The sequence below is a fragment of the Hwanghaeella sp. LZ110 genome (genome assembly GCF_048892525.1).
Taxonomy (GTDB): domain Bacteria; phylum Pseudomonadota; class Alphaproteobacteria; order UBA8366; family Aestuariispiraceae; genus Pacificispira.
The window spans coordinates 377977-403681 of the sequence record NZ_JBLZHT010000002.1; the positions used below are offsets into that span (position 1 = coordinate 377977).

General features: G+C 56.1%; 23 protein-coding genes. 13 read left to right on the forward strand and 10 right to left on the reverse strand.

Annotated elements, in window-relative coordinates; translation table 11 throughout:
• Positions 1 to 65 precede the first annotated feature (65 nt).
• The 4 genes from ACOSDM_RS05535 to ACOSDM_RS05550 all read right to left on the reverse strand — a co-directional run bounded on the left by ACOSDM_RS05535 (position 66) and on the right by ACOSDM_RS05550 (position 5284).
• Positions 66 to 2021, reverse strand: coding sequence for an acetoacetate--CoA ligase (locus ACOSDM_RS05535; RefSeq protein ID WP_420723494.1), 1956 nt, complete (start codon positions 2019 to 2021; stop codon positions 66 to 68).
• A 678-nt stretch (positions 2022 to 2699) separates the two neighbouring features.
• On the reverse strand, positions 2700 to 3149 hold the full coding sequence (gene mutT, locus ACOSDM_RS05540; RefSeq protein ID WP_420723495.1) for an 8-oxo-dGTP diphosphatase MutT: 450 nt from the start codon (positions 3147 to 3149) through the stop codon (positions 2700 to 2702).
• 9 nt (positions 3150 to 3158) lie between these two features.
• Positions 3159 to 4391, reverse strand: coding sequence for a bifunctional glutamate N-acetyltransferase/amino-acid acetyltransferase ArgJ (argJ, locus tag ACOSDM_RS05545; protein ID WP_420723496.1), 1233 nt, complete (start codon positions 4389 to 4391; stop codon positions 3159 to 3161).
• A 32-nt stretch (positions 4392 to 4423) separates the two neighbouring features.
• A complete protein-coding gene (locus ACOSDM_RS05550; protein ID WP_420723497.1) occupies positions 4424 to 5284 on the reverse strand; it encodes a peptidylprolyl isomerase in 861 nt (286 codons plus the stop codon).
• Between the two features lie 249 nt (positions 5285 to 5533).
• Here ACOSDM_RS05550 and secA point away from each other — a divergent pair, with 249 nt between their 5' ends.
• Together secA and ACOSDM_RS05560 are read left to right on the forward strand one after the other, a co-directional pair.
• On the forward strand, positions 5534 to 8305 hold the full coding sequence (gene secA / locus ACOSDM_RS05555) for a preprotein translocase subunit SecA (RefSeq protein ID WP_420723498.1): 2772 nt from the start codon (positions 5534 to 5536) through the stop codon (positions 8303 to 8305).
• A complete protein-coding gene (locus ACOSDM_RS05560) occupies positions 8305 to 8895 on the forward strand; it encodes a hypothetical protein (protein WP_420723499.1) in 591 nt (196 codons plus the stop codon). Before secA ends, ACOSDM_RS05560 begins: the two co-directional genes overlap by 1 nt.
• Before the next feature lie 22 nt (positions 8896 to 8917).
• Here the strand turns inward: ACOSDM_RS05560 and ACOSDM_RS05565 are convergent, their stop codons facing one another.
• The 5 genes from ACOSDM_RS05565 to ACOSDM_RS05585 all read right to left on the reverse strand — a co-directional run bounded on the left by ACOSDM_RS05565 (position 8918) and on the right by ACOSDM_RS05585 (position 13787).
• On the reverse strand, positions 8918 to 9625 hold the full coding sequence (locus ACOSDM_RS05565) for a hypothetical protein (RefSeq protein WP_420723500.1): 708 nt from the start codon (positions 9623 to 9625) through the stop codon (positions 8918 to 8920).
• Positions 9626 to 9636: 11 nt separating this feature from the next.
• A complete protein-coding gene (locus ACOSDM_RS05570; protein WP_420723501.1) occupies positions 9637 to 10455 on the reverse strand; it encodes an ABC transporter permease in 819 nt (272 codons plus the stop codon).
• 11 nt (positions 10456 to 10466) lie between these two features.
• Positions 10467 to 11501: an ABC transporter permease gene (locus tag ACOSDM_RS05575; RefSeq protein WP_420723502.1), complete on the reverse strand. Its 1035-nt coding sequence runs from the start codon at positions 11499 to 11501 to the stop codon at positions 10467 to 10469.
• Positions 11494 to 12576, reverse strand: coding sequence for an ABC transporter ATP-binding protein (locus ACOSDM_RS05580; RefSeq protein ID WP_420723503.1), 1083 nt, complete (start codon positions 12574 to 12576; stop codon positions 11494 to 11496). The genes ACOSDM_RS05575 and ACOSDM_RS05580 overlap by 8 nt, the downstream gene beginning before the upstream one ends.
• A gap of 83 nt (positions 12577 to 12659) precedes the next feature.
• On the reverse strand, positions 12660 to 13787 hold the full coding sequence (locus ACOSDM_RS05585; RefSeq protein WP_420723504.1) for an extracellular solute-binding protein: 1128 nt from the start codon (positions 13785 to 13787) through the stop codon (positions 12660 to 12662).
• 254 nt (positions 13788 to 14041) lie between these two features.
• Here ACOSDM_RS05585 and ACOSDM_RS05590 point away from each other — a divergent pair, with 254 nt between their 5' ends.
• The 9 genes from ACOSDM_RS05590 (at position 14042) to ACOSDM_RS05630 (ending at position 23024) form a co-directional block, all read left to right on the forward strand.
• Complete coding sequence (locus ACOSDM_RS05590) at positions 14042 to 14755, forward strand: DNA-3-methyladenine glycosylase I (RefSeq protein ID WP_420723505.1); 714 nt, start codon at positions 14042 to 14044, stop codon at positions 14753 to 14755.
• Between the two features lie 57 nt (positions 14756 to 14812).
• Positions 14813 to 15655, forward strand: a complete 843-nt coding sequence (locus ACOSDM_RS05595) for a pirin family protein (protein ID WP_420723506.1) — start codon at positions 14813 to 14815, stop codon at positions 15653 to 15655.
• A 313-nt stretch (positions 15656 to 15968) separates the two neighbouring features.
• Positions 15969 to 17180 (forward strand): tryptophan synthase subunit beta, encoded by a 1212-nt coding sequence (trpB, locus tag ACOSDM_RS05600; RefSeq protein ID WP_420723507.1) that lies wholly within the window; start codon positions 15969 to 15971, stop codon positions 17178 to 17180.
• Complete coding sequence (trpA, locus tag ACOSDM_RS05605) at positions 17177 to 18040, forward strand: tryptophan synthase subunit alpha (protein WP_420723508.1); 864 nt, start codon at positions 17177 to 17179, stop codon at positions 18038 to 18040. The genes trpB and trpA overlap by 4 nt, the downstream gene beginning before the upstream one ends.
• Before the next feature lie 42 nt (positions 18041 to 18082).
• Positions 18083 to 19072: an acetyl-CoA carboxylase, carboxyltransferase subunit beta gene (gene accD / locus ACOSDM_RS05610; protein ID WP_420723509.1), complete on the forward strand. Its 990-nt coding sequence runs from the start codon at positions 18083 to 18085 to the stop codon at positions 19070 to 19072.
• Positions 19073 to 19114: 42 nt separating this feature from the next.
• Positions 19115 to 20446, forward strand: a complete 1332-nt coding sequence (locus tag ACOSDM_RS05615) for a bifunctional folylpolyglutamate synthase/dihydrofolate synthase (RefSeq protein WP_420723510.1) — start codon at positions 19115 to 19117, stop codon at positions 20444 to 20446.
• A gap of 68 nt (positions 20447 to 20514) precedes the next feature.
• Positions 20515 to 21027 carry a universal stress protein gene (locus ACOSDM_RS05620; protein ID WP_420723511.1) on the forward strand — a complete coding sequence of 171 codons (513 nt, stop codon included), beginning with the start codon at positions 20515 to 20517 and terminating at the stop codon, positions 21025 to 21027.
• 129 nt (positions 21028 to 21156) lie between these two features.
• Entirely contained in the window at positions 21157 to 21744 is a 588-nt protein-coding gene (locus ACOSDM_RS05625) for a NifU family protein (RefSeq protein ID WP_420723512.1), read from the forward strand.
• 188 nt (positions 21745 to 21932) lie between these two features.
• On the forward strand, positions 21933 to 23024 hold the full coding sequence (locus ACOSDM_RS05630) for a glucosaminidase domain-containing protein (protein ID WP_420723513.1): 1092 nt from the start codon (positions 21933 to 21935) through the stop codon (positions 23022 to 23024).
• 12 nt (positions 23025 to 23036) lie between these two features.
• Here ACOSDM_RS05630 and ACOSDM_RS05635 read toward each other — a convergent pair whose 3' ends face one another.
• Complete coding sequence (locus ACOSDM_RS05635; protein ID WP_420723514.1) at positions 23037 to 24128, reverse strand: polysaccharide deacetylase family protein; 1092 nt, start codon at positions 24126 to 24128, stop codon at positions 23037 to 23039.
• Positions 24129 to 24366: 238 nt separating this feature from the next.
• On the opposite strand from ACOSDM_RS05635, the gene rimI reads away from it, so the two are divergent.
• Positions 24367 to 24870, forward strand: a complete 504-nt coding sequence (gene rimI, locus ACOSDM_RS05640; protein ID WP_420723515.1) for a ribosomal protein S18-alanine N-acetyltransferase — start codon at positions 24367 to 24369, stop codon at positions 24868 to 24870.
• Positions 24871 to 25113: 243 nt separating this feature from the next.
• Entirely contained in the window at positions 25114 to 25545 is a 432-nt protein-coding gene (locus ACOSDM_RS05645; RefSeq protein WP_420723516.1) for a MucR family transcriptional regulator, read from the forward strand.
• The last annotated feature ends 160 nt before the right edge of the window (positions 25546 to 25705 follow it).

Below are 25705 nucleotides of genomic sequence, written 5' to 3' on the forward strand. Positions count from 1 at the left end.
CTACTCGGGATTTGCTTTAGTGTTAGAGCAGACTCGGCCCTAGGAGAAGAGAGATCAGCGGTATCCTAATCCTGAAGCTCCGGCAAATCCTTGTACTGCTCCAGGGCTTCTGGGTTTGCCAGGGCCTCCTGATTCTTGATGGCGCGACCGTGGACGACGTCGCGGACGGCCAGTTCGGTGATCTTGCCAGACCTTGTGCGGGGAATATCCGTGACCGCGATGACCTTGGCCGGTACATGGCGCGGGGTGCAATTGGTGCGGATGCGCTTCTTGATCGCGGTGATCAGATCATCGGTCAGTTTTTGACCGTCCTTCATGCGCACGAACAGGACAACGCGGGTGTCATTGTCCCAATTCTGACCAATGACGATGGATTCCAGCACGTCCGGGAAAGATTCGACCTGTCGATAGATTTCTGCCGTGCCGATCCGCACGCCACCGGGATTGAGCGTCGCATCGGACCGACCATAGACGGTAAAACCGTGATGGTCCGATTGCGCAATGAAATCACCATGGGTCCAGATGTTCGGATATTTCTCAAAATAGGCAGCGTGGTAGCGCTCGCCTGTCTCGTCACCCCAAAAGCCAACCGGCATACAGGGGAAGGGCTTCACACAGACCAATTCGCCCTGTTCGCCGGTCGCGGCAGGTTTGCCCTCGTCATCATAGACTTGCACGGCCATACCCAGGCCAGGCGACTGGATTTCCCCGCGCCAGACCGGCTTGACCGGATTGCCCAGCATAAAGCAACTGACGATATCGGTCCCGCCAGAAATGGAGCTCAGCTGAACATCCGCCTTCACATCGCGATAGACATAATCGAAGCTTTCCGGCACCAGCGGTGACCCGGTGGAGCACATCACCCGCATGGACGACAGATCGTGCGTCTCGCGGGGCTTCAAATCCGCCTTGGCGCAGGCATCGATCCATTTTGCAGAGGTGCCGAAGATCGTCCACTTTTCCTCAGCGGCAAAATCGAACAGAACATTGCCGCTGGGATAGAAGGGGGAGCCATCATAGAGCTCTAATGTCGAGCCACAGGCCAGACCGGCGACCAGCCAGTTCCACATCATCCAGCCGCAGGTGGTGAAATAGAAAGTGCGGTCCTTAGGGCCTGCATCACAATGCAGCAGATGTTCTTTCCATTGGTTCAACAGCGTGCCACCCGCCCCATGGGTGATGCATTTCGGCTTCCCGGTCGTGCCGCTGGAATACATGATATACAGCGGGATGTTGAAGTCGAAGCGGGGGAAGTTGATTTCTTCTGCCGGGAAATCAGCAATGAAATCCGCCAAAGACTGCGCATCCAGGATCATTTCGCAATCAGGTGTATCGTGCAGCAAGGGCAGCACCACGACCTTTTTAACACTGGGCAGGTAGGTCAGGAATTCCCGAACCCGGGGCAGGCTTTCATGGCCTTTGCCATTGTAGAAATAGCCATCTGCGGTAAACAGAACCTTGGGTTCAGATTGCCCAAACCGGTCCAGCACACCCTGCAATCCAAAATCCGGTGAGCAACTGGTCCAGATTGCCCCCAGCGAGGTTGTCGCCAGCATGGCCGCAATCGTCTCTGGCATATTGGGCACAAAGCCCGCTACCCGGTCTCCCTGACTGACGCCTTGCGCGGCAAGCGCCTGACGCAGCTTTGAGACCAGATCATACAATTCGCGCCAGCTCATGCGGCGCTGTACCTTGTCCTCAGCCCGGAATACCAGCGCGTCGCTATCATCGCGGCGGGACAGCAGGTTTTCTGCGAAGTTAATCTTTGCATCGGGGAAGAATTTCGCGCCCGGCATCTTGTCGCCATCGACCAGAATGCGGCTGCCCTTGGTTTCCGCCTTCACGCCTGCGAAATCCCAGAAACTGTCCCAGAATTTCTCAACCTCTGTCACTGACCATTGCCACAGCGCATCGTAATCCGGCAGATCAACAGACCAACGCGCCGCACAGGCCTCGCGGAATTTGGTCATGTTGCTGTCAGCGATCGCCTTGGGGGTGGGTGTCCACAGTGGCTCAGTCATTCCTGGCAACTCCCTCTATTCTTGGATTTCTCTGAAATTGGGGATAGCACGAAGCGGAAAGGTCGCCAAGACGCAGCAGCGTTAGAGCTTGCCGCCCTGGACCCCGGATCAATAAACCAGCGCCTTACCCTGAGGAGCGCAGCGTCTCGAAGGGTGTGCCCGCTGAAAGCACCGCCCTTGCATCCCCTCCTTCGAGACGCGGCGTTGCGGCTCCTCAGGATGAGAATGGTGTTGGCTGCTAAGGGTGGAACATCTAAATCGCTGCCTGCCGCCCTGGACCCCGGATCAGGGTCCGGGGTGACGAAAAATGCGAGTATCGGCCCCTCAGCGTCCTTACCCCTTCTTTGCGCCCTTTGCGGTTAACTTCAAAAAGAGGGGACTTCACACCACCCTCGTCATACCCGCGCAGGCGGGTATCCAGGGCCACACGTACCAATCGCGCCTGCCGCCCTGGACTCCGGATCAATAAACCAGCGCCTCACCCTGAGGAGCGCAGCGTCTCGAAGGGTGTGCCCGCTGAAAGCACCGCCCTTACATCCCCTCCTTCGAGACGCGGCGTTGCCGCTCCTCAGGATGAGAATGGTGTTGGCTGTTAAGGGTGGAACATCTAAATCGCTGCCTACCGCCCTGGACCCCGGATCAGGTCCGGGGTGACGATTTTTATGCGGCTGCGCGTTCCTAAACCCAATCGCGCAATTGGGCGATCAGGGGAATGTCGGCAGGCGGCATGGGATAATCGCCCAGGCGCTGCGGACGAACCCAGGCCAGTTCCTGGCCTTCGCGGCCTTGGGGTGTGCCCTGCCAGACGCGACAGACATAGAGTGGCATCAGCAAGTGAAAGTCTTCATAGGCGTGACTGGCAAATCCGATTGGGGCCAGGCAGCTAGCCCGTGTATCAATGCCTAATTCTTCCTGCAATTCCCGGATTAAGGCACGCTCAGGCGTTTCTCCAGGATCAACCTTGCCACCCGGAAATTCCCAAAGGCCCGCCAGCTTTTTACCCTCCGGCCGTTTGGACAGCAGAATGCGACCGTCCTTGTCCAGCAGGGCAACTGCGACCACCAGCAGGGTTTTGACATCCCGCTGTGCCTCTGCAAGCCCACCACTGGCATCCCAACATCCATTCATCAGAATTGGCTAGCTTCGGTAATCGGCATTGATGTCGATATAGCCATGGGTCAGGTCACAGGTCCAGACTCGGGCCTTGCCGCGTCCGACACCAACATCAACTTCGATATCAATCTCCCGGCCCTTCAGATGGGCGGTGACGGGGGCTTCATCATAGCCCTGCACGCCTTCCCCCTGTTCCGCAATGACGGTGCCGCCCATGGCGACCGTCAGGCGGTCACGGTCGGCGCGCTCTCCTGCCTTGCCAACGGCCATGACGATGCGGCCCCAATTGGCGTCTTCGCCCGCAATCGCGGTCTTTACCAGCGGAGAATTGGCAATCGACAGGCCGATCTTTCGGGCTGCGGCGTCGGAGGCGGCCCCCGTCACATCGATGGTGACAAATTTCGATGCACCCTCACCATCCTTCACAACGTGATGGGCCAATTGTGTCAGCACATCCAGCAAGGCCGCCCGGAAGCCTTTCAGCGCTTTGTCCGATGCCTTTTTGGGCGCTGTGTTTCCAGCTTTACCAGTGGCGGCCAATAACAGCGTATCGCTGGTCGAAGTATCGCCATCAACGGTGATGCAATTGAAGGTCTTGTCGGTTGCCTTGCGCAACAGCTTTTGCAGTACGGCGTGGGGGATGTTTGCATCGGTAAAGACGAAAGCCAGCATGGTCGCCATGTCCGGTGCGATCATGCCGGACCCTTTGGCAAAGCCTGCAATAGTGACCTCAACGCCACCAATCTCACAGGTCGCCGATGCGCCTTTCGGAAATGTGTCCGTCGTCATAATGGCGCGCGCAGCAGTCGGCCAGCCAGTGGGTTTCAGATTGGCATGCAGCCTGGGTACAGCCTTTGAAATCCGGTCGGTGGGCAGTTTCTGGCCAATCACGCCGGTTGAGGCAACCAAGACCTCTTTCTTTTTGCACCCGACGGCGGCGGCGGCGACTTCCGCCATTGCCTCGGTCCCTTCCATGCCCGCCTTGCCGGTGAAGGCATTGGCGTTGCCAGCATTCACCAGCATGGCTCGGGCAGCACCCTTCTTCAGGACCTGGGCACACCAATCAACCGCAGAAGACCGGGTCAGCGAGGTGGTCAACACCCCTGCCACTGTGGTGCCCGGATCCAGTTCTGCCATGAACAAATCCGGGCGACCTTTGTATTTCACCCCGGCGGCAATGCCCCCCAGGCGAACCCCCGCAACTTCCGGAAGGGTCGTGAAACTCTTGGGAGCGAACGGGGATTTGGTCGTTGCCATGGCGGTGCCTTCTGCTGGTTGAAGTCAGTTTTTTATTGGGCGGCCGGCATCGGATTGCCGTCCATATCAAAGCGCTCAACAGTGGCCCCTTTAATGGCCTCCTGAATGATACCCCGAACTTTGGATTCCGCCAATTGTTCCCGAATGCGGGGTGCGACTTCTTCAAAACTGGGCGGTTGGATATCGCGTTTGCCTTTGACCAGGATGACATGCCAGCCGAACTGGGTCTTTACCGGTTCTGCCGTGAATGTGTTGGGTTCCAGCGAAAAGGCTGCATCTTCAAAGGGTTTCACATACTGTCCCTTACGACTCCAGCCATAGCTGCCGCCATTGCTGGCAGAGCCAGGATCCTGGGACCGTTCTTTGGCCAGTTCAGCGAAATCCTTACCATCTGTGATCTCCTTGATGATCTCTTTCGCTTCGTCTTCTGTTTCAACCAGAATGTGACTGACATCAACTTCCTGGCCCGGCGCCTGTTGTGCGACCAGCGCGTCATAGCGGGCGCGAACTTCGGCATCATCGACCTGCTTTTCCGCTTCCTTGATGACATAGTAATTATACAGCAATTCATTTTCGACCTGCTTCAGGCGCGCCTGAAGTTCCGGGTCGTCCTGCACCCCGGCGGCACGGGCCTTGTCGGCAATGACGTGTCTGCCGATCACTTCTTCCAGCAGCAACGGATAGATCCCCTGCATGCCGGCCCCTTGCACTTCCTTGGGCAAATCCTGAAAGAAATTGACCAATTCCGATTGCTTGATTTCGGTACCATTCACAATGGCAACGGTCTTGTCATCGGATTGCGCCAATGTGGGTGCGGCCGCCGCACAGCTAAGGCCGCCGATCAGTACAGCAATGGAAAGCGTCGAACGAAGGGCGTTAATAGAAAACGGCATGGTATCCTCATCTAAAGTGTCGCAGGGCAATGTTTCAGGACGGCTTTGCGACCTGATTTCGGGCGCACGAAACCATGGATAGCCGGGGATCACAAGCAGAACTGACGGACACTTGCGGCAAGGGTACGTTGACAGAGCGGCGTTGGACCCTTATCTCCAATCGCAGTGTCATCGGGCCTGAAAACCCGATTGTCTTTGTGTCTTCACGCCCAGGGTTCTTCTGGCAAAAACTTGAAAGTGACGTCTTTCATGCTCGGCGGCTTGCTTAAAAGCGTATTTGGGTCTGCGAATGACCGGACTGTTCGGATTTTGCGCAAACGCGCTGAGGCGATCGGGGCCCTGGAAGAGGGGTTCAAGGCGCTGGATGATGCTGCCCTGCAGGCCAAAACGGCAGAGTTTCGCAAGCGCCTGGCAGAGGGTGAAACCGAAGACGACATTCTGAATGAAGCCTTCGCAACGGTTCGCGAGGCCGCCAGACGCGTTCTGGGCATGCGGCATTTTGACGTGCAGCTGATCGGCGGGATGGTCCTGCACCAGGGCAAGATTGCGGAAATGAAAACCGGTGAAGGCAAGACCCTGGTCGCGACGCTGCCGGTATATCTGAACGCCCTGTCAGGCAAGGGTGTGCATGTCGTCACGGTGAATGATTATCTGGCCCGTCGTGACTCTGTCTGGATGGGTAAGATTTACGAATTTCTGGGCCTGACAGTCGGGGTTGTGGTGCCGGGTATCGACGAACACGCGCGCCAGCATGCCTATCGCTGTGACATCACCCATGCGACCAATAACGAGCTTGGCTTTGATTATCTGCGCGACAATCTGAAATTCCGATTGGAGCAGATGGCCCAGCGCGAACCCAATTTCGCGATCATTGATGAGGTCGACTCGATCCTAATCGATGAGGCCCGCACCCCCTTGATCATTTCGGGTCCGACCGATGATTCATCGACCATGTATATGACGGTCGATGCCTTGATCCCGCATCTGACCCAGGATGATTACGAAAAGGATGAAAAACAGCGCGCTGTGACCCTGACCGATCAGGGGACGGAACATATCGAAGCGCTGTTGCGGGAAAAGACGGATCTGTTGGGGGAAGGCGGTCTGTATGACGTGCAGAACGTCACCGTCGTCCATCATGTGAATCAGGCCCTGCGCGCCCATAAACTGTTTACCAAGGATATCGATTACATCGTCAAGGACAATAAGGTGATCATCATTGATGAATTCACCGGTCGGATGATGGAAGGGCGGCGCTATTCCGAAGGGCTGCACCAGGCCTTGGAGGCCAAGGAAAATGTGGCAATCCAGATGGAAAACCAGACCCTGGCGTCTATCACATTCCAGAATTACTTCCGCATGTATCCCAAACTGGCAGGCATGACCGGGACAGCCCTGACAGAAGCGGGTGAATTTTCCGAGATTTACAGCCTGGATGTGGTGGATGTCCCGACCAATAAGCCCATGGCGCGCAAGGACAATGATGACGAGGTGTATCGCACCTCTGCGGAGCGCGACACGGCGGTGATCGAACAGATCGTTGCGTGCAATAAGAAAAAGCAGCCGGTTCTGGTCGGCACGGTTTCAATCGAGAAATCAGAAGACCTTTCCCGTCAGTTGAAGAAACGCGGGATCAAACATCAGATCCTGAATGCCCGTCATCATGAAAGCGAAGCCTTTATTATCGGTGAGGCTGGTGTGCCGGGTGCGGTGACCATCGCCACCAATATGGCCGGTCGTGGAACGGATATTCAATTGGGCGGCAATATGGAATTGCGGGTCCAGCGCGAATTGGACGGTATTGAGGACGAGGCGCTGATCGCCCAGAAGAAACAGGAAATCCTCGACGATATCGCGACCAAGAATAAGGAAGTCCTGGCAGCAGGCGGTCTTTTCGTTCTGGGAACAGAGCGTCATGAAAGCCGCCGCATCGACAATCAGTTGCGTGGTCGCGCCGGACGCCAGGGGGATCCAGGGGAATCGAAATTCTTCGTCAGTCTGGAAGACGACCTGATGCGGATCTTCGGGTCGGAACGGATGGATGGTGTTCTGCGCAAACTGGGTCTGGAAGAGGGAGAGGCGATTGTCCATCCCTGGGTCAACAAGGCGCTGGAAAAGGCCCAGTCCAAGGTTGAGGCGCGCAACTTCGAAATCCGCAAGCAATTGCTGAAATACGATGACGTGATGAACGATCAGCGCAAGGTGATCTTCGAACAACGCAAAGACCTGATGCGGGACGAGGACGTCAATGAAACGATCCGCGACATGCGGGCCGAAACCATTGACGATGTTGTCAATCGCTGCGTGCCGGAAAAGGTATTGCCGGAAGAATGGGCACTGGAATCCCTGCATGAAGAATGCCGCCGCCTGTTTGCCCTGGATCTGCCAATTGCGGAATGGGCGAAAGAAGAAGGTGTCGGTCATACAGAATTCCGGGACCGGATCACATCCGCCGTGGAACGCAAAATGGCCGAAAAGGCCTCAAAATATGGCCCCGACGTGATGCGCATTGCGGAACGCAGCCTGTTGCTGCAACTGCTGGACAATGCCTGGAAGGACCATCTGCTGCAGTTGGATCATCTGCGCCAGGGGATCGGTCTACGCGCCTTTGCGCAGCGGGACCCGCTGAATGAATATAAAAGCGAAGCCTTTGCCCTGTTTGAATCGCTCTTGGTTGGTTTGCGCAGCCAGGTGACCCAGGTGCTGTCGCATGTTGAACTGCGCACCAATGTCGAAGAGGCGATGGAAAAGCAGCGGGAAACAGAGTCCCAGCAGGCCATTAAACCAGCCGCAGATGAAGACATTGCGCAGTTGAAGAGCCGCAGCCTGTCAAACCCTGGCCCGTCCCAGTCTGACAAGCCATTGACTGCAGAAACGGCGCCGAAAGGCTATGTCCTGCATGAAGCGACCGGGCGCTATGTGCATCCGGGCGATCCCAGCACATGGGGTAAGATTCCGCGCAATGCGCCTTGTCCCTGTCAATCAGGCAAGAAATACAAACAATGCCACGGTAAGGCCTGATGGGTGGGGCGGCGACCAAAATTGCCGCACTGACCCAGGATGCCCTTGCGGCCTATCAGGCCGGTGATCTGGAACGCGCGGAAACGCTGTTTAAGAAAGCGGCAAGTGCACCGTCCGCACCACCCCAAACAGCCTATAATTTTGCGGTTTTCCTGCGCCGAGAAGGGCGTGGAAAGGACGCGCTCTATTGGCTGGACCGATGTCTTAGGTCCGCACCGGATCATCGTAATGCGCAAATTGAGCGGGGTCTGGCTCTGATCGATCTAGGGCAATTGCAACAAGCAGGCGATTGTCTTCAGGCCTTTCCGGACGATCCAGATGCCTTGCGCGGCGTTTCTGTTGCCATGTTCAAGCTTGGATATTGGGAGAAGGCTGCAGAGGCGGTCCAGGGACTGGCTGTTCAGGCCAGCGCAGAGGATCGTTTGCTTCTGATCCGAGCATTGACAGAACTGGGGCGTCTGGACGAAGCAGAGGCGGCAGGGGCTGCCCTGAAGGCAGAGCGGGCAGAGTTAAGAGCGGACGTATCCAAAGCCCTCACCCGCCGCTCAAAAGGGCGGTTTAGCCTTGTCGAATCTTCTGCACTGGTGTGATGCTTTTTGGTCTTATCTAGGATCAGTGGTCCGATGCGCGGTGGTTCTTTCGATACCCGCCGCGCGCCTGGCCGATCAGATCCAGGGTTTCTTCAACCTGATCGGCATATGGCCCTTCCAGCGTTTCGAAATGCGCGGTCATTGCGCGGGGCACGGGCCAAAGCTGGGCGACAGGGGTGCCTTTTGGTAGGGTCCCGGTCCAATCCCGATCCTGCCACAGGGCCGGGAAATGCACGAAGCCAGTATTGAAGGCGTCGCAATCGACCAATCCGGTTAAGGTCTGGAAGGGCAGGTCCAGTCGATTGACCGGATGCGTAAACAGCACCGACCAGCCTTTTGGTACCTCAACCGTCCAGGCAGAGTTGAATTTCAGAGCGGCCATCCCCGGCTCAGCAAAGGGTACCCCATCCAACTGGGCGGAGGGATGCCAGGAGAGCGGCGCACGGGTCAATCGATCCAGGCGGCTGACCGGCAGGTCCAAATCCCAGGAAAAGGTGAGCCCGTCCTGTACCGTGACATCACATAACAGCGGCATCATCCAGCCGCCGCCCATCGCATCCAGAAAGGGCGGGCATTGCTTCACCGTCCGCACGTCCTGACCCAGCAGCGCGCTGTGGGCCTCAGATGGCATGGTTTTCAGCCAGTCGGGCAACCCCTGCCGCCCTGAAATGGGTCGGGGCAGCACGTCCTGCCATTCAGGCGGGCAACGGAAGGTGATGTCGATGCTCACAGCGGGTCTGTTTATCCCAAGGCGGCGCGGCGTTGTTTTTCCCGTTCTTTCTGGATCGTATAGAGCGTCGCGGCGATGACGGTCAGGACCACGAAAAGAACCCCGATCACATTGATAACCGGTGACAGGCCAAAACGGAAGCGCGAGCCTATCTCTGTTACCAATGTCCAGTCTCCGCCAATGGCGAATATGGTCGTGTTATAGTTTTCAATCGATTGCAGAAAGCCAATAACAGCCCCGGTAATCAGGGTGGGGGCCAGAAAAGGGACGGTGATCCGACGGAACATGAAAAAGCTGGATGCGCCCAGATCCAGGGCCGCTTCTTCCAGAACCCGATCCTGCCGCTGAAGCCTAGCCATGAACAGCAGCATGGAATAGGAGGCGATAAAGCTGGTCTGCGCCAGGACCGTCAGGAACAATCCGCCTGGCACATCGACCCGCCCCCAGAAGATCAGGGTGGAAATCCCCAGAATAATGCCGGGAATCAGCAGCGGAGAGACCAACACCGCATACAGCACATTGGTATAGCGGCTTTGCAGGCGTGTCAGGATCAGCGCCCCTGACAGGCCCAGCGGCAGGGACAGCCCCACAACGCCCACGGCGACCAGCACAGAATTCACGATCCCTTGCAGAATGCGATCATCCTGCGCCAATTCTCCGAACCAGTGCAGGGTCCAGCCGCGCCATTGCGTCACAGACGGATATTCATAGGAATTAAAGGCGGCCAGTGACATCACCAAAAGCGGGGCAAAGAGATAGACAAAGAACACCCCGATATAAATTTTCAAAATCAGGCCCGACAGTCCGGGTCCATTGGATTGCGTGCTCATCCCATCGTCCCCTATTTCGAAATGTCGCGAATGCCGACCTTGAACACCTTCATCATGATCAGGATGAAGGCGAGGCAGACAAGAACCAGACTGAACGCATAGGCTGCGCCCACATTCCAGTTCTGGGTTTCGAAGAATTGTCGATAGATCAATTGCGAGAACCAGTCGCCCGATTTCCCCCGCGTCATGATTTGCGGCACGGAATAGGAGCCAACAGACAGCATGAAGGTCATGATGCACCCTACGGCGATACCGGGCTTGGCATGGGGCAGAACCACCCGCCAATGGGTCAGGAACACCGACCCGCCCAGATCCTGCGCCGCCTCTAACTGGTTTTTATCCAACGTATCGACGGTGTTGTAGATCGGGAAAATCATAAACAGGACATAGGCATAAATCAGGGCGACAAAGACAGAGCCTGGATATTCCAGGAATGGGACCCAGGTCTTGTCGGCAAAACTGACAACCCCCATCCAGGCCAGCAGGCTGTTGATCACCCCCTGATAATCCAGGATCATCAGCCAGGCATAAACCCGCAGCAATTCGTTGATCGCATAGGGAATAATCAGCCCCAGCATCAACAGCGCGGCGCGCTGGGGGGTCGCCAGCTTGGCGATGGTAAAGGCAACTGGATAACAGACCGCAAAGGCCAGAACTGTGACTGCCAGGGCATAGACAATGCTTTTCACGAAGATTGAGAAATGCAGGGAGGACATGCGGGTATAATTTTGCAACCCATACTCTCTGGGCGGATCGGTTTCCTGAGACTCCAGCGTTGAGATTTCTTCTTTCAGGGCGTCAATCTTCGCCTGGACGGCGGGTTTGGTATCGCCGGTGGCCTGTTGGACATCATATTCCAGCAGACCCAGATCAGAATAGGCGCGGTCGATCTTCATACCCAACTGGTCGTCTTTGTCGATCGACCACAGCGATTGGTCCAGCATGAAGGCCTGCGGCAGGATAATCAGCAGCAACAGCCAGAACGCCGTTAGGGTTATGAAAATGCCGGTCAGACCCTTCCCGTAGCTGCGGATCAGGCTATTCATCGCTCAATTCCCCCGATCGCATGACGATGGCGTCCGATGCGTTGAACCCGATCTTCGCGCGGCCTTCCAGCTCTTTGTGCTGACCCAGATTGGCTTCATGGACGATGATGGAGCCTGTGTTGGTCTTAAAAAACAGATTGACGAAGGCACCTTCCAGATCGCGGCGCTCAAAATCCACTTCGAAGGTATTGTCCAGGGCCGCTCCGTTCAGCAGTTTTGTGCGCTCTGGCCTGACGAATACCATGGCCTTGTCGCCAACAGTTGCCTTGTCCTGATTGATACCGCGAATTGCACCCTGCTGGGTTTCAACGACGGCATATCCGTCTTGGAGGTCCGAAATCTTGCCCTCAAGGACGTTGTTTTCGCCAACGAAGGTCGCCACGAAGGGCGTCCGGGGATGGGCGTAGAGATTATCGACGGTATCAACCTGTTCCACCACTCCGGCCTTCATCACCGCAATCCGGTCGGACATGGTTAGGGCTTCGCCTTGATCATGGGTAATGAAGATGAAGGTAACGCCGGTTTTGCGCTGAATTTCCTTCAATTCGGCGCGCATATACTGGCGCAGTTTTAAATCCAGCGCTGACAATGGCTCGTCCAGCAACAGAACGGCCGGTTCCACGGCCAGGGCGCGGGCGATGGCGACGCGTTGCTTCTGGCCGCCAGACAATTCGTTGGGGGTTTTTTCTTCATGCCCCTGCAGACCAACCAGCGCCATCAGTTCATAGGCGCGGTCGCGACGCTTGGCCTTTGCAACACCCCGGGCTTCCAAACCAAAGGCAACATTCTCCCAATTGGTCATCAGGGGAAACAGGGCCAGATTCTGGAAAATCAGGGCTGTGGGGCGTTTCGCAGGCCCCAGGCCATTCATCTGTTCCCCGCCGATCAGCACCCGGCCTTCGCTGGGATCAATGAACCCCGAAACCATGCGCAGGATCGTGGTCTTCCCACATCCTGATGGCCCTAGAATAGAAAAAAACTCACCGGCTTCGATTGTTAAATTGGTTTGCTGGACGGCTGTGAAGCTTCCAAAACGCATCACAACATCTTCCAGACGAACATCTTTCCCGCGCATAAAAGCCCCCCAATTCTGAAAAAGTAACGAAAGAAAGTGGGGTCCAGGCGTTAAAATATCGCCCGGACCCCGAATAGGACGCGTTAGGAGTTGGTGATCTTCTCTACATATTCCTGACGCAGGGATGCGAAGTATGGGGTGTCAGCCTGCCACCACCACAGATTTGCCAGGGCGGCATCTGTGTAAACTTCGTTGAATTGCTTCTGGTATTCATCACCGGCAAAGTCCGCAGCACTTTTCACAGCAGAATTATACCCGGTGTTCATGGCGAACATGCCGGCCATTTCCGGTTCCAGCATGGCGTTGATGAAGGCATAGGCCTGGTCCGTATTGGCTGCTCCGGAGGTCACGCCCATGGAATCCATCCAGGTGATGCCGCCTTCTTTCGGCATGCGGTATTTCCATTTTGCATCTTCACGGTTCAGCAACAGGCCGGTCGTATCCCAGGTCTGACCGATCAAGGCGCCGGAATCGGTGAAGGCAGAGGTTGCTTCGGTGGCATTGTTCCAGAACGCGGCGATGTTTTCCTTATGCGCCAGGATGAATTTGGTGCAGGCATCCCAAACGCGGCGGGCATCTTCTTCAGATTTATAGATGTCCATTGCACGGTTGGACGGGACTTCACCGGTTGCGTCCAAATAGATCGCAACGCCCATGATCACAGATTTCTGACGGAAGGCGGATGCACCTTTTGCTTCAGGAACCCACAGGGAGCCGAAGGAAACTTCGGCATCGCTCATCGGCATCTTTTCGGAATTGAAGGTAATGGCTTCCGTGCCCCAGTCGAAGGGCAGCAGATAGCGCTTGCCGCGATAGGTGGCACCCAGATTGAAGGAGTCACGGACCATCGACGGGATGATGTTATCCATCTTGACCTTGCTTTCATCCAGCGGAGCCAACAGGCTGTCTGGATAATAGTTCGGGCCGTTGGTGATGGACGGGAAGATCACGTCAAACCCTTTGCCACCGGCGGCGCGCAGCTTGTTTTCGGCTTCGTCGTTGGAGCCATAGGTCGACAGGTTCACTTTGATACCGGTGTCGCCTTCGAATTTCTGGATCATGTTTTCTTTGATATAGTCACCCCAGGCATAGACATCGACCTGCCCGGAGGAGGCCAGGGCGTCATGGGCGCGCAGGATGGCAGGCGCAGCAATCGCCACGGCGGTCGCGGCGGCAGAGCTTTTCAGCAGGGAACGGCGAGTCACGGACATAGAGTCATTCCTTCTTTCGGTCATTTTTGAAATGTGTAAAGAGCGGTCGTACCGGCATGGTTGACCGATGCGAACTGGCATACCCGCAATGCTTGACGATCTGGTGAAGGTGCTGTTTCCGTTGCATGACGAAACCATGGACTTCTGGTGACCGGCGTATGACGGTTTCGCGATGCAGCAAGGGGCATGCCGCAAGTGCTTTTCGGGGTTTGCTTTTTGGATGTATTCTCTGTTCTCAAATCGGATGATGGGTCATGGCGATAAAATCTTTCGCAAAAATTCATAAACGCGCAGCCGAACGGAAGGGAGGAGAGGAAGCTCTGGCCCGCTTGGTTTCCCGCGCCCCGGATCCGTCTGAATTGAAAATGCTGGGTGATGACCGCATCCTGGCCGCGATGGCGAAATGTATCTTTCGGTCGGGCTTTGTCTGGCGGATTATCGATCATAAATGGCCGGGATTTGAAGCGGCGTTTTTGGAGTTTCAGCCGGGTCCTCTATGCTTTCAGCCCGATGAATTCTGGCATGATCTGGCCAGTGACACCCGCATCGTGCGCCACGCGCAAAAGATCAGGGCGGTTCATGCCAACGCCCTGTTTGTGCAGGATATCGCTGCAGAACATGGCAGTTTTGGCGCATTCCTGGCGGCCTGGCCTCAGGAGGATCAGGTTGGTCTGATGGCGTTCCTGTCAAAGCGGGGATCCCGCCTGGGGGGTGCCACTGGACAGTACCTCTTGCGCATGGTCGGTTGGGACGCTTTTGTGTTATCTCGCGATGTTGTGGCGGCGATCCGGGATGCGGGTATTGATGTTGCCGATATGCCGACATCCAAAGGCGATTTGGCAAAAATTCAGGCGCAATTCAACATCTGGCGCAAGCAATCCGGCCTCAGTGGCGTGCAAATGTCGCGCATTCTGGCCCTGTCCATTGGTGAAAATTACGATCAGACTGTTTCCCAGGAGGCCGATTAACCCTGTGTCGCGCAGTATTATATAGAGGTAACGAAACAACGAGGATGGAGTGGCGCGATGTATATCGGGAAGGTGCTAAAAGGACTGGAAACATCCGATGGTGACGGCGTGCGCCTGACCCGTATGATCGGGACACAGCAATGCGACATGATCGATCCTTTTTTGATGCTGGACCGTTTCGATAACAATGATCCCAACGCCTATGTCGGCGGGTTCCCGGACCATCCCCATCGTGGCTTTGAAACCGTCACCGTGATGCTGGACGGTCGGCTGCGTCACCAGGATTCGACAGGCGGTGCTGGGATCATCGGCCCGGGCGATGTGCAATGGATGACCGCCGGGCGCGGCATCATTCATTCGGAAATGCCCGAACAGATCGAAGGCCGGATGCGCGGCTTTCAACTATGGGTCAATCTGCCTGCTGCCGATAAGATGACACCGGCAGGCTATCAGGATCTGACCGCGGACAAGATTCCAACGGTGGAAGGTGACGGTTTGTCCGTACATGTCATTGCGGGCACGTATCGAGATGTAACCGGCCCGGCCAAAACAGCAACCGCGATCCGCCTGTTGCGCATTAATGCTCAACCGGGCGCAAAGATATCAATTGACACGCCACCGGGCCGGAATGCTTTCTTCTGTGTCTATGAAGGCCAAGTCACCGGCTCGTCCGATCAGGGCAAGGACAGTGCCGTCATCGCACCGTCCCTGGCGCAACTGGGCGGCAGTGGCACGGTAGAGGTCACCGCAGGCCCTGACGGCGCAGCCCTGTTTTATGGTGAAGGCACGCCGATCAACGAGCCCGTCGCCCGCTATGGCCCCTTTGTCATGAACACCCGCGATGAACTGATCCAGGCCGTGGAAGACTTTCAGAATGGGCGGCTGGCAGGGCAAGCATAGGTCCCTAATTTTCAATTGACATTACTGATAAATACTTACACATAAAGTGTAAGGAGACTTTGGGGTTCGCGGGCAACTTGCCTTCCCTCATCGTCGATAGATTAGGGAAAGCTCGCCGTTCTGGCGAGCTTTTTCGTTTTTGCCATTATTGCTGTCGGGCGGGCTCATCTGATTTGGTCAAGCGCAGCACTTGTTATCCGCACACTTTATCCACCGTATGGACAGGCCCCCGCTGCTGGTTTAGAACCGACCTCGCACAAAATACCCGATTGCGGGCCGTGGGGGGTCACGGAACAGTTAAGGTCTGATACCCATGCAACAGTTAAATTCCTATCGCACCGGTCCGGATGAAAGCGGGCGTTTTGGTCTTTATGGCGGGCGCTTCGTCGCGGAGACCTTGATGCCGCTGATCCTTCAGGTCCAGCAAGCCTATGAAGATGCCAAGGCGGATCCAAGCTTTCAGGCGGAAATCGACTATTATGCAAAGCATTATGTCGGTCGGCCCAGCCCGCTGTATTTTGCCAAGCGCATGACCGAGCATCTGGGCGGCGCGAAAATTTATTTCAAGCGCGATGAGTTGAACCATACCGGCAGTCACAAGATTAACAATGTGATGGGCCAGATCCTGCTGGCGCGCCGCATGGGCAAGACCCGCATCATTGCCGAAACCGGCGCGGGCCAGCACGGTGTTGCGACCGCAACGGCCTGTGCGCTGTTTGATATGCCTTGCAAGGTTTATATGGGGTCTGTTGATGTGGCCCGCCAATCCCCCAATGTCTTTCGCATGAAACTGCTGGGTGCCGAGGTCGAGGCGGTGGAAAGCGGATCGAAGACCTTGAAGGATGCCTTGAACGAGGCGATGCGCGATTGGGTCGCGAATGTCGAAGATACGTTCTACATCATCGGGACGGTGGCCGGACCCCATCCTTATCCCGCCATGGTGCGCGATTTCCAATCCGTGATTGGCAATGAAACCAAAGAACAGATGATGGAAGCGGAAGGCCGTCTGCCCGACACACTGGTCGCCTGTATCGGGGGTGGGTCGAATGCGATGGGTCTGTTCCATCCGTTCCTGGACGACAAATCCGTCAATATCATCGGCGTTGAAGCCGCTGGGAAGGGGATTGAGACGGGAGAACATGCTGCGTCGTTGACCGGCGGGCGCCCAGGCGTCCTGCATGGCAATCGCATGTATCTGATCCAGGATGACGATGGTCAGGTGGTCGAACCTTATTCAATCTCTGCCGGGCTGGATTATCCGGGCATCGGGCCAGAACATTCCTGGCTGAAGGATACAGGCCGTGTGACCTATGCGTCGGCCACCGATATGGACGCGGTTGAGGCATTTCAGTTCTGTTGCAAGATGGAGGGGATCATCCCCGCGCTGGAGCCGTCTCATGCCCTGGCCCATGTCATGCGGATCGCGCCTGACCTGCCGAAAGATCATATCATCGTGATGAATTTATGCGGTCGGGGGGACAAGGACGTCACCACCATCGCCAATCTGTTAGGGGTGAAGCTGTGAGTGAGGCGGCAGTGACTGAGGCGGCAGTGGCGATTGCGCCGGATTCAGGGCGCATTGCGGCGCGATTTGCGGCGCTGAAGGCGGAAGGGCGCGGCGGACTGGTTACCTATGTCACCGCAGGCGATCCGAATTACGAAACCGGGTTGGAAATTCTGCTGGGCCTGCCGGATGCAGGGGCGGATATCGTTGAAATCGGTATGCCCTTCACCGACCCGATGGCCGACGGACCGGCAATTCAGGCAGCGGGCCTGCGCGCCCTGCATAATGGTCAGACGATGAAGAAGACCCTGACGATGGCGACTGCATTCCGGGCCAGACATCCTGAAACACCGCTGGTGCTGATGGGCTATTACAACCCGATCTATTCCTATGGCGTGGATCGGTTCCTACAGGATGCCATCGCTGCGGGGATTGATGGTTTGATCGTGGTCGATCTGCCGCCGGAAGAAGATGTTGAATTGTGCATTCCAGCCCTGCAGGCCGGGGTGAATTTCATCCGACTGGCGACGCCCACGACCGATGACAAACGCCTGCCAAAGGTTCTGCAAAACACATCTGGTTTTGTCTATTACGTGTCGATCCTGGGGATCACCGGGACAAAGGAGATTCAGGCCGATCCGGTGCGAGGTGCCGTGGCGCGGATCAGACGGCACACGGACCTGCCGATTGTCGTGGGCTTTGGCATTCGCAGCCCAGAGCAGGCCCGTGAAATTTCGCGGGCAGCCGATGCGGCGGTCATCGGGTCTGCGATTATCGAACAGGTTAAGGCGAATCTGGATGATCAAGGGGCTCCCTTGCCAGGGTGCGCCCAGGCCGTGCTAGACTATGTTGCCGCACTGGCCGATGGCGTGCGAAGCTAACGTTAGACCAACACAATCAGGATCAGAGGGGCTAACCGGTTCATGAACTGGCTTACCAATTGGGTGAAACCGAAGATCAAGGCACTGGTGGGTGAATCCGATGTGCCAGATAATCTATGGCATAAATGTCCAAGCTGCGGACAGATGATCTTTCATCGGGATTTGGAAAGCCATCTGCATGTCTGTCAGCATTGCGGCTATCACCTGCGCCTGCCCCTGACCAAGCGGCTGGATCATCTGTTTGATGATGCGGACTATACCCGCATCCAACTGCCCCGGGTGAAGATCGACCCGCTGAAATTCCGTGATAAAAAGCGCTATACAGACCGTTTGAAGGATGCCCAGGCGAAAACCGATGGCGGGGATGCCATCGTTGTTGCCCACGGGAAACTGCTGGGTCAGAAGGTCGTCGTTGCTGCGTTCAATTTTGACTTCATGGGCGGGTCCATGGGCATGGCGGTGGGTGAGGGCATGCTGGCTGCGGCCCGTCTGGCCGTGATGCAAAAGGCCCCGTTGATTGCGATTCCTTCCTCTGGTGGGGCGCGGATGCAGGAAGGGTTCCTGTCCTTGATGCAGCTTCCCCGCACGACCATTGCGGTGGAAGAGGTGAAAGAGGCGGGATTGCCCTATATCGTCATGTTGACCGACCCGACGACGGGCGGCGTGTCTGCCAGTTTCGCGATGCTGGGCGATATCCACATGGCGGAACCGGGCGCGCGCATCGGGTTCGCAGGGCGGCGCGTGATCGAACAGACGGTGCGGGAAACCCTGCCCGAAGGCTTCCAAACGGCGGAATATTTGCTGGATCATGGCATGGTCGATCTGGTCGTGCCGCGTGCGAAACAGCGTGAAACCCTGCATGGGCTGATCACGTTGCTGATGGCGGGGCGCACCATCGACACAGGCAATGGAAAAGCTGCGGATAAAGCGACGTCGGGCACGGGCCAGGATTTGGATATTCCAACGCCTGACGCGTCTCAGCCAACCGATCAAACAGCAAACCCGGCTGGAAAGTCTGTCGCCAAGACCTGACAGGCTTCGCACCCGTTCATTTGAAAAGGCGTTGCGTTCTCCATGATCGCCCCTGAACAAACCTCTCTGTCTGATGTCGGCGCGCAGGGCAGCGACGAGATATTGTCGCGCCTGATGCAGTTGCACCCCAAGGTGATTGATTTGTCCTTGGGGCGTACCCAGGACCTACTGGATCGGTTGGGGCGCCCCCAGGACCGACTGCCACCCGTCGTGCATGTGGCGGGCACCAATGGCAAGGGATCGACCATCGCGACCTTGCGTGCCATTGCACAGGCCGCAGGCTACCGCGTGCATGTCTATACATCCCCCCATCTGTCGCGGTTTCATGAGCGGATACGCCTTGCAGGGCGACTGATTGATGAAGAGGCATTGCAGGCCTTGCTGAGCGACTGTGAAACCGTCAATGAAGGCCGCCCGATCACTTTTTTTGAGATCACGACCTGTGCCGCCTTTAAGGCATTTTCGGAAACACCGGGGGATCTGTTGTTGCTGGAAACGGGCCTGGGGGGAAGGCTGGATTCTACCAATGTCGTCGACCACCCGGCCGCCACGATAATCACCCCGATCTCTATGGATCATATCCAGTTTCTGGGCGACAGCCTGGCAGCCATTGCGGGGGAAAAGGCGGCGATACAGAAATCTGGAACCCCATCGGTCATTGGTCCCCAGGACCCGGTCGCGCAGCAGGTTCTGACCGATTATGCACAACAGGTGGGGGCCCCCTTGCTGCGGCATGGGCTGGAATGGTCCGTCGCCGAAGGCCCGGATGGCGGCTATCGGTTTGACAGCGCGGCCTGGTCTGGCCAGTTGCCGCGCCCGAACCTGCCTGGTGCCCATCAACAGGCCAATACAGCCACCGCCGTCGCCGCCGCCCTGGTCCTGCGGGATCAGGGGTTCGATCTTCCGGATCAGGCGATTCGCGAGGGATTGCGCCAGATCGAATGGCCCGCCCGGCTGCAAACCTTGACACAGGGCCCGTTGAAGCGCGCCTTGCCCGACTGGACCGTAACGCTGGATGGCGGCCACAATGCCGCTGCTGGTCTTGCGTTGGCCGATGAAATCGCCCGTTGGGATCGATCCATCCCGGTTCATGTGATTTGCGGTATGATGAACAGCAAGGCGGCGGTGGATTTCCTGCAGCCCTTCGCACCGCTGATTGCCAGTTTCCAGGCCGTGACCATCCCGGGGGAGGAAAACAGTTTTTCCGCCACAGAACTATGCGCAATGGCAAAAGAAGCGGGATTGCCCGACCCGTCCACCGCCGGAAGCGCCTTGGAGGCGGCGGAAAGATTGGCAAAACACCAGCAAGGGGCCCATCTGTTGATCTGTGGGTCGCTGTATCTGGCGGGACGCCTTCTGGTGGAAAATTCTTAGGGCTTCCCCAAATCTAATGATAAGCTTTGGCCATAAGAAACAGCATTAATACGGCTAGTGGGGATGAAATGACGGAAAGCACGGACAGTGCCAGGCCGCCTGAGGACCTCCCGGATGATCGGCATCGGGTCTTTCTGGTTGTTGTCGATGACAGCGAAGAAATGCAGGTCGCCATGCGGTTTGCCTGCTTGCGGGCAAAAAACACGGGGGGTCGCGTGGCGCTGCTCTATGTTCAGGAACCCGCTGAGTTCCACCATTGGCTGGGTGTCGGGGAATTGATTCAGCATGAGCGTCGTGAAGAGGCAGAAGCCCGCTTGAGTGACCTGTCCAGCCGCGCGCAGGAAATTTCCGGCACCATGCCCATTCTGATCGTGCGTGAGGGCAAACGGGGTGAAGAATTGCTGAAGCTGCTGGACGAGGATCGCTCAATATCCATTGTCGTGCTGGCCGCCAGCACCGATACGGAAGGGCCTGGCCCCATCATAAATTATATGATGAAACAGGGCGCAACCAGCATGCGCGTGCCCCTGACCATCGTGCCTGGATCGCTGTCTGATGAGGAAGTGGCAAAACTGACGTGATCAGGGGTGCGATCTCCAGGGCTTGACGTCAGGTCAATAAAAGCCATCTATGCTGTGCACTGGATGGATAGAATTAGCCGGCGTGATTTCCAATCTGGAAACAACAGTCGGAGAGAGGCAAAAGACGCGATGTTTATTCAAACGGAACAGACCCCAAACCCGGCTACGCTGAAGTTTCTGCCGGGACGTGCGGTCCTGGACAAGGCCGATCCGTTGGACTTTCCCAATAAGGATGCGGCGGAAGGGGTTTCCCCTCTGGCCAGCGCTTTGTTTGAAATCGAGGGCGTCGCGGCGGTCTTTTTGGGCAATGACTTCATTTCGGTCAGCAAGACGGAAGACCGGGAATGGTACGTGATGAAGCCTTCAGTCTTGGGCGTTATCATGCAACACTTTACCGCTGGGCGGGATGTTTTATCAGCAGGTGCCGGACCCGCTGATGCCGCTACAGCGTCCTCAACGGCTGAAGCCACCTATGATCCAGAAGATGAGGCCGTTGTCGGTCAAATCCGCGAGCTTCTGGAAACCCGGGTGCGTCCTGCCGTTGCACAAGACGGGGGGGACATTGTCTTCCACGGCTTTAAGCAGGGCGTGGTCTTTCTGACCATGCGGGGTGCATGTGCGGGCTGCCCCAGCTCGACCGCAACCCTGAAGATGGGGATCGAAAATATGCTCCGGCACTATATCCCCGAAGTAACAGAAGTGCGCGCAACCGCCTGATTATTGGTTTCGCCGACTGTTTGGATGGGATTGGCTGACGGCATCGGGGTTCCTTTCGGATTGCCCTGAAACTGTCTCAATGATGACACCTTGGCACCCTGATTAAGGGCGATATGTATCGCTTATGATCGGGCTTGTGCTTTTTGTGGTCCGCAGTTGTGCGGGAAACGCAAAACAGAGGATGCGAGATGGTGGATACAACAATAGACACTAATACGGGCGGGCGATCCAACAGGTCCGACAACCGGGCGGCGCTTTTCGCAATGGGATTCGCCGCGGGTATTGGCGTCATCCTGGCCATGTCGACCCTCAGCGATCAGGGGTCTTTGACGGGATATCTGCGCAGCGACCGCCTGTCGGGGGATGAACGGCCCACGGCGCGGGTCTCGCTGTCTTTGTTGCCGACAGACTTGAATGCCCCCCTGGATACCGCGACGGATCAAACAGACGACGCGACGACCCAGCCGCGTGCAACGAACCGCCGCCTGTCGCCTTCTGGGGATGCGATGACGGTCGCCGACTTGGAATCGGAATTCACGGCGCTTAATTATCGTCTGGATGATATTCGCGCCCAGACAATGACTGTGCCCCGGGTCATTGCGGTCTCTGTTCCGGGCGATCTGGAAGAGATTCAGGAAATTGACCGTCGCAAGGCCGTTTTCTTCAAAATGCTGTTGCCGTTGGTGTTGATCACCAATGAACGCCTTGCAGTTGATCGCAAGCGCCTGCAGGCGTTGCGGGAGCGGGAGATGACAGGAAAATCCATCGCTGCAGATGATGCGGCATGGATGACGGCACAGTTTGAGTCGTATCGGGTTGAGGCCGGTCAATGGGATTTGCTGTTGCGTCGCGTGGACGAGGTTCCGCCCTCTCTGGCGCTGGCCCAGGCGGCTGTGGAAAGTGGCTGGGGAACGTCCCGCTTTGCCCGTGAAGGCAATGCTTTGTTCGGACAATGGGTGTGGGGCGAGGGCGCTGAAGGACTGGTGCCGGAACAGCGCAAGGATGGACTGACCCATAAGATTAAGGTTTTCGACACCCCGCTGGAAGCGGTCGCGGCCTATATCAAGAATCTGAATACGCATCGGGCCTATCGCAGTTTACGCGACATTCGTGCCAAAATGCGCCGGGAGGGAAGCACTTTGAATGGCGTTGCCCTGGCGGCTGGTCTGGAATCCTATTCCGAAAAGGGCCATGAATATATTGAACTGATCCGTGGGATCATTTCCGCGAATGAATTGCGCCCTCTGGATAAGGCAAAGCTGAGAAACCCGCAGGCTTAATATATTCGGGCTTTATTCGGGCGGAACGTAGTACTGCATCCCGAACCACCGCCATCGTCCGGAATGTCCCAGCATGGTGCAATTGATGCGGGTGCGACCCGGGGCAAAGGCGCCATCGAATCGTACTTCAAACCGGTTTCCCAATTGCTGGAAGTCTGAAATCTGGCTGGCATCAGAGTGATAGCATTTCAGGTCCGTCAAATTCTCTGAGACGCCTTCCACCGTAAAGCCAAAGGCTGGCGGATTGCCCGAACCTTCTGTGGGCAGGGTAGGGTTGCTGGGCGTCAGACCGGATACCGGCAGGGGCAAGGCGTTCACCAACCGCGTAAAACGCTCAACCCCGCCATAGTTCACATTGATCGGAAAACGGGGCAGATAAAACATATCGCTGGTGCTATTGGCGACCCCGGAATGTTGCCCAAAGGCTGCGCTATATCCCTGTTCCTGTGTCAGGGTCATAACATCACGGCTGGCCTCTCCATAGGGATAGGCGAATAAGGTCGGGCGTATACCGGTTTTTTCCTGCAGGCGGTTCGCAGATTGCGTCAGTTCTTCTCGGTTCCTGGCATTGGATTTCAAGGGCATATGGGGGTGGGTCACCGCCTGGCTGCCAATTTCGACAAGGCCGGATTCCTGCAATTCCACAAGTTGGTCCCAGGTCATGAAATCCGATGACCCCTGGTCTAAGGGTTCGGTTGCGACAAACAGGGTAAAGGGTATTCCTTCGCGCTTCAGAATTGGCCAGGCCCTGTCATAGACTGAGGCATAGGCATCATCGATTGTCAGGGCGATTGCACGGTCGGGCAGCGTGGTTCCGGCCTTCAGGGCCGCAACAATCTTGGAGAGCGGCATCACAGTATATTTTCCGGATGTCAGTTCCCTGACATGGGCTTCGAATTGTTCCATCGTGACGCTGGTGCTGGGATAATCATCCTCACCAAACCGGTGATACATCAGGACAACAGCAGAAGTCACAGTCTCTTGCGCCGATGCGGTCCGGACCATGCCAGGGCCGGAAGCCGCCAGGATTACAAGTAAAACCGGACCGATCAATCGGCACAAAGCCTGGGGCATGTGACCCCAAATGAAATTCCAAACGACCATACGTGTCTCCAGCTATTTACTTGCCAAATGCGGTTATCAATCCGCTTTGATTTTCAGCATGGCCCCCCGATATGTTCTAAGCATGGCACCACGATTGCCACAATCTTAAAAAGTGCCACACCGACAATGCCGCTAAAATCCCACCGGTCCTGTCAGGGGAAAGCCTGCCAAGTGCCGACTTGCCATTCACCTGAACCTGGGTCATTTTCTGTTTCTGTTCCATCCAAAGGTGTTATCCATGACCCGTCAGCCCCCTGACATGCCCAGAAAAGGCATTCGGATTACGCCAATTGGGGTAGAGGGTTTCCGGGTGATCGCGGCGCTTTATGCTCTAGCCTTTGATGATCCCTGGCCTGAACCCTCTGTACGCGAATTGTTGTCCGTTCCGGGGACTTGGGGGCTGATCGCGCTGCAATCTGTCCCGCCGAAAGTGGATCATCCTGACGATCCTGTTGGCTTTATCCTGGCCAGAATTGTCATGGACGAAGCTGAAATACTATCCATTGGGGTGCCACCGCAATGGCGCAAGGCAGGAATTGGTAAGGCGTTACTGAGCACCGCTTTGATCCGGGCGCAAGAGAATGGGGCAAAACAGGTGTTTCTGGAGGTCGGGAAAGATAACCCTGCCGCCCTGGCGTTGTATTCTCATATGGCGTTCAAGCAAGTTGGCTTGCGGAAAAAATACTATCGAAGAAGTGATGGCACATTTATCGATGCGCTTGTTATGCAAAAAAGGCTATAAAGATAAAGGGGTTTTAGTTTTTCTGGTTCAGATACTGGCATGCAAATAAATTAAAAGTTAAAGCACTTGATTCTTCTCTTGCAAAAATCAATATTTTTTTGCTAAGTCCAAAATCATGCTTGATGAATGATAATTCTATAATCAATGCATGAAGCTGGTTGTGTGATTAGTAAATGTCACTTGAGATTCGGTATTAGTTTGATCGATACAGGGTGATCAGGCTGCTAAAAGAAAGGTAAAGTCATGGCGGAAACTTCTGAAACAGATATTGGGTCCTCTGAATTGTTACAATTGACGTCCGATATTGTCGCGGCGCATGTATCCAATAACTCTGTTCCCTCCTCTGAGCTTTCCGGATTGATTGAGCAGGTCTATCGAACGCTGGAGCAGGTCGGTAAAGGGCCAGAGCCCGAAGCGGATAAACCAATTCCGGCAATTTCGGTTAAGAAATCAATTCATCCAGATTATCTGGTCTGCCTGGAAGATGGCAAAAAATTAAAGATGCTGAAACGCCATCTGAAAACCTCCTATGATATGTCACCGGAAGAATACCGGGAACGCTGGGGCCTGCCGGCAGATTATCCGATGGTCGCCCCGAACTATGCCAAACAGCGTTCCAAACTGGCCAAGGAAATCGGCCTTGGACGGCAAACCCGCAGCAACAGTAAAAAATAAGTTTGCAGAACGGCCTGTTTTCGATTCCCGCTGCATCATCACAATGATGATGGGCGGGTTTCTTTTTGCATGATTGGTTATGCACTATCATCACGCTGATTGGGCTGTGCTGTGGGTTTCATTCTGGAATTGGCATCATATAGAATTGATCCTTGGGGGC

What these genes read in the sequence shown, in the direction of transcription:
- ACOSDM_RS05535 (WP_420723494.1), bottom strand. Translation starts at nt 2,021, where the DNA reads ATGACTGAGCCACTGTGGACACCCACCCCCAAGGCGATCGCTGACAGC.
- mutT (WP_420723495.1), bottom strand. Translation starts at nt 3,149, where the DNA reads ATGAATGGATGTTGGGATGCCAGTGGTGGGCTTGCAGAGGCACAGCGG.
- argJ (WP_420723496.1), bottom strand. Translation starts at nt 4,391, where the DNA reads ATGGCAACGACCAAATCCCCGTTCGCTCCCAAGAGTTTCACGACCCTT.
- ACOSDM_RS05550 (WP_420723497.1), bottom strand. Translation starts at nt 5,284, where the DNA reads ATGCCGTTTTCTATTAACGCCCTTCGTTCGACGCTTTCCATTGCTGTA.
- secA (WP_420723498.1), top strand. Translation starts at nt 5,534, where the DNA reads ATGCTCGGCGGCTTGCTTAAAAGCGTATTTGGGTCTGCGAATGACCGG.
- ACOSDM_RS05560 (WP_420723499.1), top strand. Translation starts at nt 8,305, where the DNA reads ATGGGTGGGGCGGCGACCAAAATTGCCGCACTGACCCAGGATGCCCTT.
- ACOSDM_RS05570 (WP_420723501.1), bottom strand. Translation starts at nt 10,455, where the DNA reads ATGAGCACGCAATCCAATGGACCCGGACTGTCGGGCCTGATTTTGAAA.
- ACOSDM_RS05575 (WP_420723502.1), bottom strand. Translation starts at nt 11,501, where the DNA reads ATGAATAGCCTGATCCGCAGCTACGGGAAGGGTCTGACCGGCATTTTC.
- ACOSDM_RS05580 (WP_420723503.1), bottom strand. Translation starts at nt 12,576, where the DNA reads ATGCGCGGGAAAGATGTTCGTCTGGAAGATGTTGTGATGCGTTTTGGA.
- ACOSDM_RS05585 (WP_420723504.1), bottom strand. Translation starts at nt 13,787, where the DNA reads ATGTCCGTGACTCGCCGTTCCCTGCTGAAAAGCTCTGCCGCCGCGACC.
- ACOSDM_RS05590 (WP_420723505.1), top strand. Translation starts at nt 14,042, where the DNA reads ATGGCGATAAAATCTTTCGCAAAAATTCATAAACGCGCAGCCGAACGG.
- ACOSDM_RS05595 (WP_420723506.1), top strand. Translation starts at nt 14,813, where the DNA reads ATGTATATCGGGAAGGTGCTAAAAGGACTGGAAACATCCGATGGTGAC.
- trpB (WP_420723507.1), top strand. Translation starts at nt 15,969, where the DNA reads ATGCAACAGTTAAATTCCTATCGCACCGGTCCGGATGAAAGCGGGCGT.
- accD (WP_420723509.1), top strand. Translation starts at nt 18,083, where the DNA reads ATGAACTGGCTTACCAATTGGGTGAAACCGAAGATCAAGGCACTGGTG.
- ACOSDM_RS05615 (WP_420723510.1), top strand. Translation starts at nt 19,115, where the DNA reads ATGATCGCCCCTGAACAAACCTCTCTGTCTGATGTCGGCGCGCAGGGC.
- ACOSDM_RS05620 (WP_420723511.1), top strand. Translation starts at nt 20,515, where the DNA reads ATGACGGAAAGCACGGACAGTGCCAGGCCGCCTGAGGACCTCCCGGAT.
- ACOSDM_RS05625 (WP_420723512.1), top strand. Translation starts at nt 21,157, where the DNA reads ATGTTTATTCAAACGGAACAGACCCCAAACCCGGCTACGCTGAAGTTT.
- ACOSDM_RS05630 (WP_420723513.1), top strand. Translation starts at nt 21,933, where the DNA reads ATGGTGGATACAACAATAGACACTAATACGGGCGGGCGATCCAACAGG.
- ACOSDM_RS05635 (WP_420723514.1), bottom strand. Translation starts at nt 24,128, where the DNA reads ATGGTCGTTTGGAATTTCATTTGGGGTCACATGCCCCAGGCTTTGTGC.
- rimI (WP_420723515.1), top strand. Translation starts at nt 24,367, where the DNA reads ATGACCCGTCAGCCCCCTGACATGCCCAGAAAAGGCATTCGGATTACG.
- ACOSDM_RS05645 (WP_420723516.1), top strand. Translation starts at nt 25,114, where the DNA reads ATGGCGGAAACTTCTGAAACAGATATTGGGTCCTCTGAATTGTTACAA.